Raw genomic sequence first — 18,253 nt, forward strand, 5'->3', positions numbered from 1 at the left:
GTCTGATTTATTATAGGTTTGTGGAATATATTTATACGCCATTGGAATTAAAAAGAGTTTAAATTAGATTTATCTAATAAACAATAGGTGAGGGTGGTTGGTTTATTGAGGGCTGGGTATTCTCATTATTTACTAATCTGCAGTATGGTTTGCAAGCTTAGTGACATTCACAATGTGGTCGTTCTTACTGCTAGTCTTTTTAAGGTTCGTTTAGGGATAAGCGTTTATGTTGGCAGTGAACTTTAACCCCTGGAACTTGATCTCTCGATCATATGAGCGAGAGATCTTTGAAGGGATTAGGCTAGTTGAAAGCGAGCAGAAACTTCACTTAGGTTAATGCTGGCGGTTTTTAGGTTTTCGCTTAGTTGTTTAGTTTCGCGGATATCCTGATGAACTTCTTGGGAAGCTTGGCTTATCTCATGAATACTACGGTTCAGTTCTTTTGCTGCGTGTGATTGTTGCTCTGTTGCTGCTGCAATCATCTGGCTCATGTCATCAATGGTTGTGGTCGATTCTAATACACTACCAATGCTGCTGTGGCTCAAACGTACTTTCTCAAGGCCTGAATTCATCTGCGATTCACTGATGTCCATTACTTTAACGGCTTCTCCAGCGTGCTTTTGAAGAACTTCGATGGTTTGATTTATTTCATCGATAGAGTCTTGGGTTTTCTGCGCTAAGGTGCGAATTTCGTTCGCAACTACGGCAAAGCCTCTGCCTGCTTCACCTGCTCTGGCGGATTCGATCGCAGCATTGAGCGCTAATAAATTCGTTTGATCGGTAATATTACGAATTACCTGTGAAATCATGCCAATGTTGGCACTGTCATTTTTTAGATTTTCAATCACATCCGATGCTTCAGCAATAGCATTAGACAGTGTTTCAGTTTGGACTAAGGTTTCCTGAATAACATTACGAGTTGTTGCTGCGTGGCTTCTGGCATCTTTAGAGCTTTCGGCGGCGGAAACGGTGTGTTGTGCGACGTCGGAAAAACCTGCTTGTATTTGTGCCATGGCTGATGCAACCGCACTGATTTCGCTTTTTTGTCCTTCTAGGCGTTGTGTCGTGTGATTGACTCGTTCAAGCAAATTTATGCTGGTTTGATCCAATAGTTCGGTGTTTTTCTGTACGTCCAAGGCCAGTCGACAAATGCCTTGTTGCATTTGGTCAAAGGACGCTGCCGCCTTGCCAAGCTCATCATCGGCAAAATCACTTAATGTTAAGCGAGTACGTAAGTCTCCTTTTTCGACTTTCTGCATTTGATTAATCAATTTTTGGAGTGGCTGGTTTACTTTACGGGAAAGCAAAATGCCAAAAGAAATCAGAAAAAGTAATACGATTAGTCCAACGGCCCCTTCAATGTAGATGGCTTTGCTCATAGCCGCAGACTCTTGATCTTTGACTTTAATGCCTTGCGCAACTAATTCTTGCTGCAACTGAGTCAGTGAACTCACTATGGTGTTGAATGGCGCTAACATGGAGCCAAGCATTTCAGCACGCGCTGTGTCTATTTCACCTTGGTCTATGAGGCTAATGTAGTGGTTTTGCATTTTTCGGTAATCGTTAATGCGCTGCTCGAATGTTGGGATGAAGTTGTTTACCGTTGGAATGTAGGAAATGGATTTTATATGCGCTAACGATTTTTCAACCTTCTGATCATTTTCATCAATCGTCTTTTGAATGTTTCTATGTTCATCTGGACTATTTGTTAAACCGTAATCTAAGGCGAATCGACGGTAAGTGACCGTGTAATAACGTAGATCCGAGATAGTGGACTGTATTTGTAGGTTTTCGCTGACTAAGGTGTCGAATTGGTTTCGAACATTGCTAATAACCAAAATAAGGTAAATGCCCAGCGCGATAACCATGCTGATGGTTATGCCAAAGCCTAACTGCATTGCTCTTGAAATAGATAGCTTGGATAACATATTTGCTTTCCTAGGAGGATTTGATTGATAGTGGGATTATTAACGAGTTAAGTAGTGAGAGACAGTCAGTTATTTAGATGGCTCTAATAGCTTTTTTATATGCGCTTTTAACGGTCTATAGGTTGTGAAGAGAAAGGCCGAGGTGATGTAAAAAAAGGAAGAAGATAACACGCTATTTTTTGGCTGCCTGTTATCTTCTTAGGGGGGAAGTTGTTTGGGTGGAGTTGTTAAGCGAATTGAAATTGTTTGATTTTTTTACTTAGCTCATCGGTCATTTTGGCAATCATGGTGCTCCCTTCAGATACTTGTTGTGAGTCTTCAAGCACTTTTTCAGACACCTCTCGAATGCCCATGATATTGTGATTTATCTCTTCTGCGACTGTGCCTTGCTGGTCAGCGGCTGAGGCGATTTGATGACTACGAGCGGATACATCGTCTACTTGTATTAACATGTTTTTCAATTTTTCGGCGGCATCATGCATTATGTCTGCACCGCGTTCAGCTTGTGCTGTACTGGCTGCCATGGACGTAGAGGCTTCTTTTGATTGGTGTTGAAGCTTTTCGATAATAGTACGAATTTCAACAGTGGAGCCTTGAGTTCGGCTGGCTAGGGAGCGGACTTCATCGGCGACAACAGCAAATCCGCGACCTAGTTCACCTGCTCGTGCGGCTTCGATGGCCGCATTTAAAGCAAGTAGATTGGTTTGCTCAGAGATATCACCAATCACACCTAATACAGAGTCAATGTCGCCTGTTTGCTCAAGCAGTTTAATGATGACGTCATTTGCTCCTTCGATATTCTTGGTTAGGCTTTGAATGTCTGCGTTAGTGGCATCCAAATCTTGGCTGCTCTGACGGGTGATGTTTTGTACTGTCTGCGTAGCCTCAGCTGTGTCTTTGGCGTGCTGCGCGACGTCACGAATGGAATAAGACATTTCATTCATTGCAGTGGCAAGCATTTCGACTTCTTGGAATTGGTGATCCATGCCTTCCTTCGTGTGTAGGCTGTTGCTTTGCATTTGTACGCAAACGGCTTGCAGCTCGGTAATGGCATGATCAACTTCCAACAGGGTATCATTTAGTGAAACCGATACATGGTTTGCGGCATTGGCTAAAATGCCAATTTCATCTCCACGTTGCATATCTAATTGCTTAGTGAGATCACCATCCGAGATGTGTTGAAGATGTTCAGTGACGGACTTAAGTGGACGTGTGATGTTTCGAACAATGGTGACACTCGCAAGTAAGGCAAGAAGTATAAGAATGAACTCAATCGCAGCTGATTTTTGTGCAGCACTCCAAAAGATCGTTTTTACATCGCTAAACAGTACACCGCTGCCAATGACCCATCCCCATGGTTTGTAGCCTTTTACGTAAGAGACCTTGTCTTCAGGCTGTGAAACTTGTGGGCCTTTATAGGCGTAATGGACATAGCCTTCGCCCTTCTTTTGCACCACAGAAACCATTTCTTGCCAATGATGAAAGCCATTGACGTCGGTGACTGTCGACATGTCTTTACCTGTTATTTCAGGTTTGAAAGGGTGCATGAGCAGTTTGGCGTTCATATCATTAACCCAAAAATAGCCATCCTTTCCAAAACGCAGGGCAGCAATTGCCGCTAAAGCGGATTTTTTGGCTTGCTCTTCGCCAATGATAGACGTTTGATCACCGTAATATTCTACGAGGGAGTAGGCATTATCGACTTGCTCTTTCACTTGTAGCTGTCGAGCGTTTAGCAATTCACTATGGAGTTCGCTATAGGCAATAGCACTGAATATGACGAGGAGCATTACCAAAGCACTTATTAGTGCCCAGAGCTTATAGCTTACTTTGATAGAACTAAGATTCATTTAGTATTCCCTCACTGAGTCGTTATTCGCTTTATAAGAAATGATTATGAGCCTAGGGGATCTTGCTGACTGTGATTGAAATCAAGGTAAAGGCACTTTGCCTGACATTTTGTTAACATCTAAAAACGACTGTTTCTCATCAAAAGGAATCGCAATGCAATACTCTGTACTTATCACTGGCTGTTCATCAGGGATCGGCCTTGAGGCCGCAAAAATGCTCCAAGAGCGTGATTTCATCGTAGTGGCAAGCTGCCGTAAGCAAGAAGACGTAGAGAGCTTGAAATCAAAGGGCATAAAACACGTTGTACAGTTGGATTTAGCGGATTCCGCTTCGATAGAAAAGGGCTTGCAAGAAACACTGACCATCACTAACGGTCAGCTTTTTGCTTTGTTTAATAATGGCGCTTACGGTCAACCTGGGGCCGTGGAAGATTTACCCGTTGATGCGTTAAGAGCGCAGTTTGAGTGTAATTTCTTTGGTACTCATGAACTCACAACCAAAGTACTAAAAATCATGTTAGCGCAAGGTTTCGGCCGTATCGTGAATAACAGCTCTGTGCTTGGTTTGGTCGCTGCGCCGTTCCGTGGTGCTTACAACGCGAGCAAATTTGCCTTAGAAGGCTTAACAGACACGATGCGCTTGGAGTTAGCAGATACTCCAATTAAAGTTAGCTTAATTGAGCCAGGCCCTATTGAAAGTCGCTTTAGAGCGAATGCTTTGGTGGCTTTGCAAAACAATATTGATATGCAAAGCAGTCGTCATCAGGCTGGTTATGAAGAGGCGATTGCTCGCCTGAGTAAAGAGGGCGTGACGTCATCACAAACTTTGCCCGCCAGCGCTGTAGTGGATAAGTTGATTCATGCATTAGAGTCGCCACGTCCGAAAGCCCGTTATTACGTGACCTTACCAACGTATGGTGCCGTTATTATGAAGCGAGTATTGCCAACCTGTTTGTTAGATTGGGTGATGCGACGTCAAGGCGCTTAACCTAGGTGTTATCTTGTGTTTCCAGCCAGCTTGTCATTGCTGATAAATAGGCCGTTCGAGCTGGTGGATGAGACAAGTAAAGGTCGTGAAAGCCTTGCGGTATGATGGCATTTGATAGGTTGCTGAAGATTTTATCTGCGGCGGCTTGCATACTGTCAATGTCTAACACCGCATCGCCTTGTTGAGTTTCCTGAACGGTTTTTTTGCCGATGGTGCTGCTGTCTGAGCGACACAGCAAGGTTGGAATTGTTATGCGCTGATTGGATAAGTTTCGCTGCGCAATAATAATTTCTCTTAGCCAATGGAAGGATAAATCAAAACCTTGCGCAGGTTTCCAATCTAACCGGTAATCCCATTCACCACCAAATGCACAGTGTATTGTTTTGGCATAAAGCGTGAACTTCTTGGCGCGTAAATAAGAAAAAGGCAACAATGATACTAGGATTCGAATAGGCCAGCTAACGCGCTTAAGCACCGCAGGAGGGAAAGGGAGAGCCAAAAATGGGCTGTTTAAAATTAAGCCGCTAATAGTTGGAAAGGCTTTTTGATAGTAACTTTCTCGTTCTGGTAAAGCATAAGGCTGAGCTAAATAAGTGGAGACGACAAGTCCGCCTGTTGAGTGTCCTAAAATGACAACATCGTCCACCCCATCAGCTTTCATCGTAGCCAGTGCAATGTCTAAATCTTGACCGTATTGTTCAAGGGACTCGCACCAATTCGGCGGTGTCGAAGGGCGAATAGAGCGTCCGTAGCCTTGAAGATCAATCGCATAGAAACGATAGCCAAGTTGAATAAAATGCTCGGCTAATCCGGCTTGAAAAAAATAATCCGTATAGCCATGTACGTATAATATGGCTTTGGTTGCCGATGGGTTACCAAGGTGATTAATTAGAGTTGTGTGTACTTGTGTTTTGGGCCCAGCAAAGGCAAAGGTACGAGCCCTAAAGTCGGCACCTAATAGGTCTTCACAGTCATTAACCAGTTTCCAGTGTTGTCCTATCGGTGCGCTCATAATTGCCTTATTTATCAATTATTTGAAAATACTATCGCCAAGTTGATCAATCGTAAGCTTGGCTTTGCGTAATGTAATCTCAATACACTCGTCACGGTTTGGCATTAAATCTGAACGAATGAAATTGTGTACTTTTTGCTCTTCGCCTTCACCTTTGGTAATGGTTGCCGCTACTCGGTATTGACCACCATCTTTCATTGGTGCTGGTACAATTGAAAAGCCTTTGTGCTCTACGACGTCTTCTGTTTTTTCTGGTGCGCTTTCGCCGCCAGCAAATAGCCCTTTAAGGCTAGATAAGATACCCATTAATACATTCTCCTATACTTTTCTCTATTTTTCGGGGATTTATTGTAATAGTCAAACACCGTCGTATTATTTATTTCTATCGATTACAGAATTACCACAGGATAATCCTTCTGTCGAAGTATACTAACTTTTTGACGTTTCTTTTTCTTAGGATATTAGTTTGAAAAAAGCGATGAGTACGATTAGCCAAGTTGCAACCCTAGCGGGTGTGTCAAAAGCTACAGTTTCCCGAGTGTTAAGTGGTGTGGTTCCAGTTAAAGATGAGACGAAATCTCGTGTATTAGAGGCGATTAAGACACTATCTTATAGCCCTAATCAGGCGGCTAGATCTCTTGCCAGTAATAAAACTTATACCATTGGTTTGGTGGCGTCTCGTATCGATACTGCCTACTACGGACCGGCGGCAAGTGGTGTTGAAAAGGCCCTACGTGGCGGCGATCGTCATGTCATTATCGCCAGTGGCAATGGCTCGTTGGAGGGAGAGCGTGATGCGGTTGAGTTTTTGATTAAGCGTCAAGTCGATGCATTAGTTATTATTACTAATTTTTTATCAGAAGAGGAAATATCACAGATTAATTTACGCTGTCCTGTCTTTGTTTTGAACCAGACTTTTCCAGGTGGTGATGATCATACTATTTCTTTTGATAACTTTGCGGGTGGTGAAATGGCGACCCAATATCTTATTGATAAAGGTCATCGAAAAATTGCGACAGTTACTGGTCCACTATGGAAGCATGATGCTAACCAGCGATATTTAGGTTGTCAAAAAGCGCTGCAAAATGCGGGTTTAAATCTGTATTTTCAACTCGAAGGCAACTTTAGTGCAAATTCCGGTATGACTCATATGCAATCTATTTTAGAGCGTGAAGATAGGCCAACGGCAATCTTTTTTGCTAATGATGTTATGGCGATGGGAGCACTGCATGTATGTGCTGAGCAAGGTATTAAGGTCCCTGAAGATATCGCAATCATAGGTTTTGATGACCTTGATATGTCTAAGTATTATTCCCCAAGTATTACCACCATAAAATTGCCGCTATACGATATGGCTGAAGCCACAGCATACCTGCTTTTAAACCGTGTTTATGATATTCAATTTCCTGTAAAAAACAGCTTTTTCCCAGAGCTAATCGTTCGCCAATCAGCTTAGGTCAAACATCCATACTGTAAAAAACAAATGAATGAAATGTATTGACGGGGTCATATTATTGTCTAATATTTGTTCATGTAAGCGGTTTCATTTCAAGTTTTACCGTTTTCAACTCAAGTCTTTCTTAAGGAAGTTTTGAGGACAAAAACCCAATAGAGGATAAAAATAATATGATGGGTAAAAAACTGTTTGCTGCCACAATAGGGGCAGGATTTATGAGTGCGTCGGTCCAAGCGGCCAATATTGAAGTCATTCATTGGTGGACATCTGGCGGAGAACAAAAAGCCGTCACAGTGTTGGCCGAGGAATTTAATAAACTGGGCAACGACAAGTGGATGGATACCGCTGTCGCATTAGGCGAAAACGCGCGAGCACTTACTATGCAGCGCATTCTAGGTGGTGATGCACCGGGCGCCGCACAATTCAACACCTCTCGTCAGTTCGAAGAATTGATTGAAGAAGGTCTTCTCCTAGATCTCACTCCGGTTGCAGAGAAAGAAGGTTGGACAAACTTTATTCGTCCTTCGAGTATCTTAAATCCTTGTATGAAAGACGGCGGCATTTATTGTGTGCCAGTCAATATCCATTCTAATCAATGGCTTTGGACGAATAAGAAAGTTTTTGCTGATGTTGGCGTGAAAGAACCTCATACATGGGAAGAGTTTTTGACTGTTGCGCCTAAAATTCGTGACGCGGGTTATATTCCTTTGGCCTTTGGTGGGCAAGGTTGGCAGGAACGCCATGTTTTTGACGTAGTGATGATTGGCGTGACAGATGAAAAATTCTGGAACAGTGTATGGAAAGATAAGGACCCAAAGGCTGCTAGCAGCGATAAAATGCGTAAGGTGTTTGAAACTTTTGGTGCATTACGACAATTTACCGATGAGGGTGCGCCTGGTCGAAATTGGAATGATGCCACTAACATGGTTATCACTGGCAAAGCGGCTGCACAAGTAATGGGTGACTGGGCTCGTGGTGAGTTTGCTGCGGCAGGAAAAGTTGCCGAAGTCGATTATGGCTGTATTCCGGGACCCGCTAAACGTCCTTCTCTCACTTTAGGCGGAGATGCGTTTATCTTTCCTAAATCCTCTAATAAAAACCTTGAAGCTGCGCAATTGAAGCTGGCTTCAATGATGTTAAATCCAACTATTCAAGCAAAATTTAACAATACTAAAGGCTCTTTGCCAGTACGTGCCGATGTTGACTTAAAAGTGGCGGATGCGTGTATGAAAAAAGGTCTCGCTTTGTTGGATGATCCCAAAGCGACTATTACACCTGCAAATAATTACATTACGGAAGATACGAATGGGCAGGTTCAAGATTTAGTCTCTACTTTTTGGAACGAACCAAGTATGTCTGTCGACAATGCACTTAGCATTTTCAAAGGCATTATCGAAGACGCTGAGTAACCTTCGATAATCAGAATAACCACCAGTTTTCTCTAGTATTTAGTGCTGAAGATGCAGTACTGGCGGTCAATTCTTGTGTTTCAAAAAGGAGTTTAAGATGGAAGAGACTATGGCTAATACAGCAAAAGTATCGACCCCGCGACGTACGAAACGAATTCAAATTTCTTCGTTATTAGCAAGTGCGCCCATGGCGATTGTTGCAATTGGCGTATTTGTGGTTTGTGTCGGTTATTCGGTGATGCTTTCGTTCACGAAATCACGCTTGTTTCCAAACTTTAATTGGGTCGGATTAGACCAATATGAACGCCTCTGGGGAACGTCCCGGTGGGTGGTGTCTGTAGAAAACTTATTTTTGTATGGAATTTTATTCATTGCCTTTTGTTTAGTCTCGGGCTTTTTTATGGCGGTGTTTCTTGATCAGAAAGTCCGTTTTGAAAGCGGCTTTAGGACTTTGTTTTTGTATCCCTATGCGATGTCCTTGGTCGTGACTGGCTTGGTGTGGCAATGGATGATGGAGCCTTCTCTTGGCGTTCAAAATGTTATTCAACGTATGGGTTGGGAATCATTTGAATTCGCGCCTTTGGTTGATCCGCAGTACGCACTTTATGGTGTATTAATCGCCGCCGTTTGGCAGTCGTCTGGGTTAGTAATGGCTCTGATGTTGGCAGGTTTACGAGGCATTGATGGCGAAATCTGGAAAGCGGCTCGTGTGGATGGTATTCCAGCGTGGAGAACCTACCTCTTTATCGTTTTGCCAATGATGCGACCAGTAATGATTACCTCCGTCGTATTACTAGCCGTTGGTGTCGTGCGAGTGTATGACCTGATTGTCGCGCAAACTGGTGGCGGCCCTGGTATGTCGACGGAAATGCCTGCGAAGTTCGTTATTGATCACATTACAGCCCGTGGCAATGTGGGCTTGGGAATGGCGGCGGCAACCATGATGTTGCTTCCAGTGCTCTTGGTAATTGGTCCCTGGATTTATCGCGAATATGTTCGTCCAGCCAAACATTAGGAGTCGATCATGGAACAGATTCAATTAACTGGTCCACATGGGCCAAAACCGAAAAAAACCACAGTCTCACGGCTTGGTGTTTATGCATTTTTATTCAGTGCTGCCGTTTTCTTTTGTATTCCTTTGTACGTGATGTTGATTACATCGCTAAAAGGCATGCCTGAGATTCGCTTAGGGGAGCTTTTTTCGTTACCTGGCGACCCAAGTTTTGCTGCATGGGTAAAGGCATGGGGCGAGGCATGTTCTGGGGTGGAATGTAATGGCATTCAAACAGGCTTTTGGAACTCGGTGAAGATCACCATTCCGAGTGTGGCGATTTCTATCATCCTAGGTTCGATTAACGGTTATGCTTTGTCCTTTTGGCGCTTTAAAGGCTCTAATTTATTGTTTGGCATTCTCTTGTTTGGGGCTTTTGTGCCATTTCAAGTGGTGATCTTTCCACTGATTATTTTCCTTCGTGAAGTGGGACTTTATGGTTCTTTAACTGGGATTATTTTGATTCACACCATCTTTGGTATGCCGATCATGACCTTGTTATTCCGCAATTATTTTTCATCGTTACCCGATGAATTATTTAAAGCTGCGCGAGTAGATGGCGCAAATTTTTGGCAGATCTTCTTTCAAATCATGATGCCGTTATCCATTCCTGTGACAGTCGTTGCGGTGATTTTACAAACTACCGGGATTTGGAATGACTACTTATTGGGGTTAATTTTTGCGGGTCGTGAGAACTTACCCATGACAGTGCAATTAAACAATATAGTGGCAACAACATTTGGCGTACGTGAATACAACGTGAATATGGCCGCAACGATTCTTACGGCGCTTGTGCCGTTGGCTATTTACTTGTTGTCTGGCAAATATTTTGTGCGTGGCATAGCGGCTGGCGCGGTGAAGGGGTAAGACTATGAACAGTATATCTATTAAAGAATTGGATCTTAAGTACCAAGATGCCCATGTTTTAAAGCAACTTAATCTTAATATTAAAAAGGGTGAGTTTTTGGTTCTTTTAGGGTCTTCCGGTTGTGGAAAATCGACTTTGCTTAATTGCATCGCTGGCTTATTGGATATCTCTGCAGGGCAGATTTGGATCAATGATCGCAATGTGACTTGGGAGGAGCCTAAAGATCGTGGTATTGGCATGGTATTCCAGTCTTATGCTTTGTATCCGCAGATGACAGTGGAAAAGAATTTGTCTTTTGGTTTGAAAGTGAAAGGCATGGCCAAAGGTGAGATTCGCGAGCGAGTCGATCGTGCTTCTAAAATTTTGCAAATAGAGCCTCTATTGCACCGCAAACCTTCAGAATTGTCTGGTGGGCAGCGTCAACGTGTGGCGATAGGGCGAGCCTTAGTACGAGATGTTGAGGTGTTTTTATTCGATGAGCCTTTATCGAATTTAGACGCTAAGTTGCGCGCGGATTTACGGGTAGAAATTAAGCGTTTGCATCAAAAATTAAAAAATACCATGGTGTATGTGACTCATGATCAAGTAGAGGCGCTAACCTTAGCGGATCGGATTGCCATCATGAAAAATGGCGAAATTCAGCAATTAAGTACGCCAGCGGATATTTATCATAAGCCTTGTAATTTGTTTGTCGCGCAATTTATCGGCTCGCCAAGCATGAATTTGTTGGAAGGCCGCATCGTAGGCGAAAATTTCGTTTATCAAGATTACCGAGTCAACTTAATGGGCTATGAGTTTATTAATCAAGGTGATCATGACGAGAACGCTTTTTTGGGAATTCGGCCTGAGCATTTGGCGCTTGAACCTCGTGATGGTTATGTGAAATTGATTTCTGCCAAGATTGATATCTTAGAACCAATGGGGGATGAAACCATTGTTTGGTTTGATTTTATGGGCCGTAAATGGTCGGTAAAAGTTCATGGAGATCATCAGCTTAAATGGGATGAAGACGCTGATATTTATCTTGATCCGAAAAAAGCTCATCTCTTTGCTAAGCAAGGTGAAGTACGCCTTTAAGCCAATAATTATCGCAATAAAAATAAAAAGGAAACGATATGACCGAATTTTCATTTCAGCTTTATAGTGCCCGCAATACACAATCTCTTGATGAGGTATTTAGCCTTTTACATCAAGTAGGTTACAGAGAGGTAGAAGGTTATGGCGGCTTGTATGGCCAATTGGATGAGCTGAAAAGCTTATTAGTTAAGCATCAGTTAACTATGCCAACCGGACATTTTGATTTGGCTATGTTGGAAAATAACATTCAGCAAGCTTTGTATATCGCTAAGACGCTAAATATGCACACCATTATTTGCCCCTTTATTATGCCCGATCAACGGCCAGATAGTGCACAAGGTTGGTTTGAATTCGGGCAGCGCTTAGAAACTATTAGAGAAAAAACCATCAATGCTGGCTTTGAATTTGCTTGGCACAACCATAATTTTGAGTTTGAACCGTTAGCCGATGGCTCTTTGCCAATGTCGTTGATTCTAGAAGGTGGCCCGAATATTAAATGGGAAATGGATGTGTCTTGGGTAGTCAGAGGGGGGCAGGATCCGGCTGAGTGGCTCTCTAGGTATCGTGACCGAATTTGCGCTGTGCATTTAAAAGACATCGCCCCAGAAGGCGAATGCCAAGATGAAGATGGCTGGGCTGATTTTACCCACGGAACTTTGCCTTGGCGAGACTGGTGGCCAGTAGTGCGTTCAACGCCAGCCAATGCGTTTGTGATGGAGCATGATAACCCTAATGATTTATCGCGCTTTGCCAATCGAGCCCTAAAAGGGGCGCAGGCCTTAGCAAAAGGAGCAACAGTATGAAAACGATTTTGAATGTTGGGCTGATTGGTTGCGGAAATATTTCTGACAGCTATTTGTCTTTGGCGCCACAGTTTGGTGGTTTCAAAATTTTAGCCTGTGCGGATTTAAACACTGAATTGGCGGTAACGAAAGCACAGAAGTACGGCATTGAATCGCGTACAGTAGATCAATTATTAGCCTCTCAAGATATTGATATTATTGTTAATTTAACCATCCCCGCAGCGCATTATGCCGTGAGTATGCAGGCTCTAGAAGCGGGTAAGCATGTTTATTCAGAAAAGCCTTTGGTTTTGAGTCTTGAAGAAGGGCAAAAAATGAAAGCGTTTTCACTCAAGAAGGGGTTAAAAGTCGGGAGTGCCCCCGACACCTTTATGGGTGGCTCCCATCAGTTTGCACGGCATTTATTGGACAAGGGAGAAATTGGCGAAGTGTACTCGGGTACTTGCCATGTGATGAGCGCAGGAATGGAGAGTTGGCATCCCAATCCGGACTTTTTCTTTAAACCTGGTGGTGGCCCTATTCTTGATTTAGGTCCGTATTACATTGCTAATTTAATTCAATTATTAGGTCCTGTGGAATCGGTAATTGCCAAGACAGCGATTCCTCGTAAACAACGCAAGATCACCAGCCAACCAAGATCTGGCGAGATGATAGACGTCGAAACACCGACGACTATACATGCTATTTTGACTTTTGAAAGTGGCGCAGTCATTACGTTAGGAGCAAGTTGGGATGTAAAGGCTCATCAACATTCCCATATGGAGCTATACGGCAGTAAAGGTTCTATGTATTTGCCTGACCCTAATTTTTTTGGTGGGAAAGTATCGCTGATTCAGGATGGTCGTGAGACACCCTTGCAAGTATGGGATCACCCATTTGGCGTGCCCAATCAAATTCATGGCGAGCTAGCAAAGGCGAATTATCGCACTGCAGGTTTGGCAGAAATGGTAATGGCGATCCATATGGGGCGAGATCATATGTGTGCGCTGGACAGAGCTTTGCATGGTGTGGAAGTCATGACGGCGATTTTGGCTTCAGGTGAGAGTGGGCAATCTATCAAGATGACCACCCATTGTGATCGTCCACGAGCGCTTGATCCAATAGCTGCTAAAGCCTTACTTGCTGCTTGTTTCTAGGAGGGAATTATGAAGACGATACAAGGACCCGCTATTTTTTTAGCGCAGTTTGTGGGCGATGAAGCGCCCTTTAATAGCTTTGATGCCATTTGTGGCTGGGTTGCTGCTTTGGGTTATAAAGGCGTGCAAGTTCCTACTTGGGATAAGCGTTTGATGGATCTGGAGCGGGCGGCGAGCAGCCAAAAATACTGTGATGAGTTAATTGCGACGGCAGCGAAACACGGCGTGGTTATCTCGGAGTTGTCTACGCATTTACAAGGTCAGCTGGTGGCAGTGCATCCTGCCTATGACGATGCGTTTGATGGTTTTGCGGATGCTAGCGTAAGAGGCAACCCTGCTGCACGACAAGCTTGGGCTGTGGAGCAACTTAAAATGGCAGCCAAGGCGTCACAGCGTCTTGGCTTGACGGCTCATGCTACGTTTTCCGGTGCTCTGGCGTGGCCTTATTTTTACCCTTGGCCACAACGACCAGCAGGCTTAGTTGAAGAAGCGTTTGCAGAACTGGGTCGACGCTGGAAGCCGATCCTTGATGCCTTTGACGAAGCTGGCGTCGATCTGTGTTACGAAATTCATCCCGGTGAAGATCTTCATGATGGTGTAACCTTCGAGCGTTTTCTCGAGGAAGTAGATCATCATCCACGAGCGAATATCCTTTATGATCCGAGCCATTTTGTATTGCAACACTTGGATTATTTGGCCTTTATTGACCATTATCATGACCGCATCAAGATGTTCCATGTCAAAGATGCAGAGCTTAATTTGAATGGAAAATGTGGTGTTTATGGAGGTTTCCAGAACTGGGTAGATCGCCCTGGGCGTTTTCGTTCTATTGGCGATGGTCAGGTGGATTTCAAGGGGATCTTCTCTAAGCTCACCACTTATGATTTTGTAGGCTGGGCGGTGTTGGAATGGGAGTGTTGTTTGAAGCATCCAGAAGATGGAGCCCGTGAAGGCGCACAGCATATCCAAGACTTTATTATCCGCGTGACCGATAAAGCTTTTGATGATTTTGCTGACAGCGGTGTCGACGCGCAAGCGAATCGTCGTATGTTGGGGCTCTAATAGTTTGGAGGGAAAGAACATGTCGGGAAAACAAGAAAACACACAAAAGCGCCGTTTACGTCTTGGCATGGTTGGCGGCGGTGAAGGTGCGTTTATCGGTGAAGTTCATAGGTTTGCTGCTCGCCTTGATGATCATTATCAGCTGGTGGCAGGAGCTTTATCGAGCCAGAAAGATAAAGCAGAGCGATCAGCGAAGGTACTTGGCCTTGCTCGATCTTATGTGGATTTCGAGCAAATGGCACAGCAAGAAAGCGAGCGTAGCGATGGTATTGAAGTAGTGTCCATTGTGACACCTAATCACCTACATGCTCCCGTAGCGATGGCGTTTTTAAAGCAAGGGATTCACGTGATTTGTGATAAGCCTTTAAGCGCGACTCTTGAAGAGGCAGAAGCACTTTATCAAGTTGCACAAGCAAGCCAAGCGCAGTTTTTATTAACCCATAATTATTCAGCTTATCCTATGGTACGCGAAGCACGATCCATGGTGAAGGCGGGAAAGCTTGGCAAAATTCGTTCTATTCAAGTGGAATACGTGCAGGATTGGTTAACACATTCGTTAGAGCAAACTGGTAATAAACAAGCGGCTTGGCGGTCTGATCCGAGTCAGGCAGGTATTGCAGGTTGCATGGGAGACATTGGCAGCCATGCTTATCAGCTGGCGTGTTTTGTTGGTAATACTCAGGCAAAAGAAATCTTGGCGGATTTATCCACTTGGGTAGAAGGTCGAACTTTGGACGATGATGCTAATATTTTGCTGCGCTATGAAAACGGAGCCAAAGGCCATTTGTGGGCGAGCCAAGTGGCGCCAGGTAATGAGAATGCCTTGTCATTGCGGATTTATGGCGATAAAGCTGGCATAGAATGGCATCAGGAATCACCTAATGAGCTGATTTATTCTGTGTTAGGTGAACCAAGCCAACGTCTCCGACGCGGTAATGGTTATCTAAGCGAAGCGGCCACATTGGTTTCTCGTATTCCTTCTGGTCACCCTGAAGGTTACTTAGAAGCGTTTGCTAATTTGTATGCTGAGTTTGCAGAGCAGCTATTGTCATCTACTTTTAACCCCGATTTACCGACTCTAGCAACAGGGTTACATGGAATGCGCTTTATCTCAGCGAGTGTACTTTCGAGCCAAAGAAATGGTCAGTGGGTGTCTTTAGAGCATTAGGTGTTGAGACTAAGTTAGGTTGAAACAAGGATAAGCCGCATGATCTTTAAAGCGGCTTTTTCTTGCTTGCTGTATACTCTTGCTACTTCGTTAATTGAATCACAGGAATAAGTAGATATGGTCGGAACACAAGCTAATAACCCATTGCATGGTGTCAAACTAGAGAAGGTTGTCACGGATCTAGTGGAACATTATGGTTGGGAAGAGTTGGCAATTCGTATCAATATTAACTGTTTTAAAAGTGATCCATCGGTTAAATCCAGTCTTAAATTTTTACGTAAAACGCCTTGGGCGAGAGATAAGGTTGAAGCGCTTTTTCTGGAAACCTTTAGCCGTTAACTACAAACTTTATTTCGACCCTCATGTTTTGCTTGATAGAGCTTTTGATCCGCAGCTCGAAGAAAATCGGCAAATTCATGGTCGGGGTGAAGTGAACTCACGCCTATACTTACAGTCAGTTTGATGTCTTCCTTGTGGCTGTAGAATACACTTTTTTCTATTGCTATGCGTATTTCTTCTGCCTTAGTGTAGGCTTCCATATCACTAATATCTATATATAAAACAACAAATTCCTCGCCTCCTAAGCGATAGATTTCTTTGCCTTGAACACACTCTTTCAACACATTCGCGACGTTAATAAGCACAGAGTCGCCAATATCATGCCCATATTTATCATTGATGTTTTTGAAGTGGTCAATATCAATAATCAGCATGTGCAGACAGTCGAAGCTGTTATGGAAGGCTCTAAAATCAGCTTTAAGAGCGTGACGATTTTGCAAATCTGTCAGGCCGTCTTGTAATGCAAGAGAGCGTAGAAACTTACTCGTTTTTTGGTTTTGAACTTCGTAAATATGACACACAAGCCAAATAGAACAATAGACAAGTGTGAAGTTAAACACCGTTCTAAACGGCATGAATATATTTGTATCGGTGCGAATAAGTATGACCACCGCAGACAATAAAATCACCACAGCGCTAAAAATAAAGCCTTTTTTTAAACCAAATAGACTGTAGTACCAGAAGGGTAAGGCGAGTCCCCAATAGGTTGCGCCGGCTACGAGCTCCATTATTGAGATAGACAGTAAAATGTTGAGAGTGAGTAATGAAAGCAAAGTGTAGCTGTGCCAAGGTCGGTATAGGCCTTTTGATGAAGTATAAAAACAATAACCACTAAAAATAGCGACAATAAATTGTACGGCACCAATTCCCAGTTTTTGCATTGTAATCATGTTAAGTAGGAAATATATGCTGTTCAATGCACAAATTAGGATGCTTAACCATTTGTGGAATGATGCCGGACTGACTGCCGTTTGGGGAAGATGTCTTGTGGTCATCATGAATTAATTCGCTTAAGAGGATGTGCCAAAAAGTCGTAGATCAACATAGTCGACTAAACCGCCTCGGATACATTCATTGGACCATAATGGACCAAATTACGGCCTTTATTTTTTGCGGAGTAGAGATTTTTGTCGGCGTCTCGTAAAAACTCTCTGAAGGATTGCCCTTTTTGAAGTTGTGCTATACCAATACTAACGGTGATTCTAATGCTTTGTTGATGGGCTCGGAACACTGTTTTTTCGACTTCTTTTCGAATTTTTTCAGCAAAATCATAAGCCTGGTTTTGTGTGTGGTTTTTCAAAGTAATCAGAAACTCTTCTCCGCCTATACGATAAACGTGCTCATCATGTATCAAATAGTGAAGTAGCTCAGTCATTTCAAGTAACACTGAATCACCAACATCATGACCAAATTCATCATTTACGCTTTTAAAATAGTCAATATCAATGATCAATAAGCGAGTTTCTTCTGTTTCATATTTTAAGAATGGATCAACCGGTACGTTATTAAAATTGTCAAAAAACAGTTTTAATGCATGACGGTTTTGCGCCCCTGTTAATGGATCTTGGAAAGCCATTCTTTCGAGTAGGAGACTGCTTTTTGCGTACTGACTCTCGTATAAATAGCAAATACCGTAGGACAAAAAATAGGCTAATACGAAATTAAGAATGGACCGATAGGGAAGGAAGTCTTCTGTATCTGATTTAATGAATAAAATAGCAAGGGCAGGTAAGGACAAGATAATTGTATAGAAAAGACCAAGTTTAGGACCTGCTAATAGACAATATAAAGGCGGTAGAATAAGAAGCCAATAGATAGAACCTGCTCTTAGATCTGCAAAATAAAAGGAAGATAAAACAACGACAGTCATTGAAAAAGCCAACATATAATGATGCCATTCATGCGTTTTTTCTAATAAAGCTTTTCTAAAAGAATATAGATTCAGTAGCCCAAAGACGCCATCAATAACCCCGATAGTTACTTGGTTTAACATAACGATATTTACGAAGCAGAAAAAAATCATAATGGCACTGGTGGCAAGGCTAAGCCACTTATGCAGTATGTCTCTTGTCTCTAATAATAAGGAGCTGGTCTGAGTTATCATGT

At 43.2% G+C, this 18,253-nt stretch carries 17 protein-coding genes; 11 read left to right on the plus strand and 6 right to left on the minus strand.

Translation table 11 applies throughout. The features are described from left to right. Nucleotides 1-296: 296 nt before the first annotated feature. Both C1X04_RS03215 and C1X04_RS03220 read right to left on the minus strand, forming a co-directional pair. Nucleotides 297-1,928: a methyl-accepting chemotaxis protein gene (locus tag C1X04_RS03215; protein WP_137169158.1), complete on the minus strand. Its 1,632-nt coding sequence runs from the start codon at nucleotides 1,926-1,928 to the stop codon at nucleotides 297-299. A 227-nt stretch (nucleotides 1,929-2,155) separates the two neighbouring features. Then, nucleotides 2,156-3,778 (minus strand): methyl-accepting chemotaxis protein, encoded by a 1,623-nt coding sequence (locus C1X04_RS03220; protein WP_137169159.1) that lies wholly within the window; start codon nucleotides 3,776-3,778, stop codon nucleotides 2,156-2,158. Between the two features lie 154 nt (nucleotides 3,779-3,932). On the opposite strand from C1X04_RS03220, the gene C1X04_RS03225 reads away from it, so the two are divergent. After that, complete coding sequence (locus C1X04_RS03225; protein WP_137169160.1) at nucleotides 3,933-4,766, plus strand: SDR family NAD(P)-dependent oxidoreductase; 834 nt, start codon at nucleotides 3,933-3,935, stop codon at nucleotides 4,764-4,766. A 1-nt stretch (nucleotide 4,767) separates the two neighbouring features. Here the strand turns inward: C1X04_RS03225 and C1X04_RS03230 are convergent, their stop codons facing one another. Next, nucleotides 4,768-5,778 carry an alpha/beta hydrolase gene (locus tag C1X04_RS03230; protein WP_137169161.1) on the minus strand — a complete coding sequence of 337 codons (1,011 nt, stop codon included), beginning with the start codon at nucleotides 5,776-5,778 and terminating at the stop codon, nucleotides 4,768-4,770. An 18-nt stretch (nucleotides 5,779-5,796) separates the two neighbouring features. Beyond that, a complete protein-coding gene (locus C1X04_RS03235; protein ID WP_137169162.1) occupies nucleotides 5,797-6,084 on the minus strand; it encodes an HlyU family transcriptional regulator in 288 nt (95 codons plus the stop codon). A 160-nt stretch (nucleotides 6,085-6,244) separates the two neighbouring features. On the opposite strand from C1X04_RS03235, the gene C1X04_RS03240 reads away from it, so the two are divergent. The 10 genes from C1X04_RS03240 to C1X04_RS03285 all read left to right on the plus strand — a co-directional run bounded on the left by C1X04_RS03240 (nucleotide 6,245) and on the right by C1X04_RS03285 (nucleotide 16,147). Continuing rightward, nucleotides 6,245-7,234, plus strand: a complete 990-nt coding sequence (locus C1X04_RS03240; RefSeq protein WP_137169163.1) for a LacI family DNA-binding transcriptional regulator — start codon at nucleotides 6,245-6,247, stop codon at nucleotides 7,232-7,234. A 215-nt stretch (nucleotides 7,235-7,449) separates the two neighbouring features. Further along, nucleotides 7,450-8,643, plus strand: coding sequence for an ABC transporter substrate-binding protein (locus C1X04_RS03245; protein WP_175404885.1), 1,194 nt, complete (start codon nucleotides 7,450-7,452; stop codon nucleotides 8,641-8,643). A 97-nt stretch (nucleotides 8,644-8,740) separates the two neighbouring features. Further along, nucleotides 8,741-9,658, plus strand: coding sequence for a carbohydrate ABC transporter permease (locus C1X04_RS03250; protein WP_110575781.1), 918 nt, complete (start codon nucleotides 8,741-8,743; stop codon nucleotides 9,656-9,658). Nucleotides 9,659-9,667: 9 nt separating this feature from the next. Next, nucleotides 9,668-10,561, plus strand: a complete 894-nt coding sequence (locus tag C1X04_RS03255; protein ID WP_137169164.1) for a carbohydrate ABC transporter permease — start codon at nucleotides 9,668-9,670, stop codon at nucleotides 10,559-10,561. A gap of 4 nt (nucleotides 10,562-10,565) precedes the next feature. Next, nucleotides 10,566-11,639, plus strand: coding sequence for an ABC transporter ATP-binding protein (locus C1X04_RS03260; protein ID WP_110575778.1), 1,074 nt, complete (start codon nucleotides 10,566-10,568; stop codon nucleotides 11,637-11,639). A 38-nt stretch (nucleotides 11,640-11,677) separates the two neighbouring features. Beyond that, nucleotides 11,678-12,442: a sugar phosphate isomerase/epimerase gene (locus C1X04_RS03265; RefSeq protein WP_110575776.1), complete on the plus strand. Its 765-nt coding sequence runs from the start codon at nucleotides 11,678-11,680 to the stop codon at nucleotides 12,440-12,442. Beyond that, complete coding sequence (locus C1X04_RS03270; RefSeq protein WP_137169165.1) at nucleotides 12,439-13,578, plus strand: Gfo/Idh/MocA family protein; 1,140 nt, start codon at nucleotides 12,439-12,441, stop codon at nucleotides 13,576-13,578. Before C1X04_RS03265 ends, C1X04_RS03270 begins: the two co-directional genes overlap by 4 nt. 9 nt (nucleotides 13,579-13,587) lie before the next feature. Further along, a complete protein-coding gene (locus C1X04_RS03275; protein ID WP_137169166.1) occupies nucleotides 13,588-14,640 on the plus strand; it encodes a sugar phosphate isomerase/epimerase in 1,053 nt (350 codons plus the stop codon). 19 nt (nucleotides 14,641-14,659) lie between these two features. After that, complete coding sequence (locus C1X04_RS03280; RefSeq protein ID WP_137169167.1) at nucleotides 14,660-15,808, plus strand: Gfo/Idh/MocA family protein; 1,149 nt, start codon at nucleotides 14,660-14,662, stop codon at nucleotides 15,806-15,808. 117 nt (nucleotides 15,809-15,925) lie between these two features. Next, nucleotides 15,926-16,147, plus strand: coding sequence for a VF530 family DNA-binding protein (locus C1X04_RS03285; RefSeq protein WP_110575768.1), 222 nt, complete (start codon nucleotides 15,926-15,928; stop codon nucleotides 16,145-16,147). On the opposite strand, the gene C1X04_RS03290 is transcribed toward C1X04_RS03285, so the two are convergent. Continuing rightward, nucleotides 16,144-17,145, minus strand: a complete 1,002-nt coding sequence (locus C1X04_RS03290; protein ID WP_110575766.1) for a GGDEF domain-containing protein — start codon at nucleotides 17,143-17,145, stop codon at nucleotides 16,144-16,146. The genes C1X04_RS03285 and C1X04_RS03290 overlap by 4 nt on opposite strands. Before the next feature lie 53 nt (nucleotides 17,146-17,198). Further along, on the minus strand, nucleotides 17,199-18,251 hold the full coding sequence (locus C1X04_RS03295; protein WP_254682320.1) for a GGDEF domain-containing protein: 1,053 nt from the start codon (nucleotides 18,249-18,251) through the stop codon (nucleotides 17,199-17,201). Nucleotides 18,252-18,253 lie beyond the last annotated feature (2 nt).

Source organism: Marinomonas sp. FW-1 (assembly GCF_005222245.1).
Classification (GTDB): Bacteria; Pseudomonadota; Gammaproteobacteria; order Pseudomonadales; family Marinomonadaceae; genus Marinomonas; species Marinomonas alcarazii.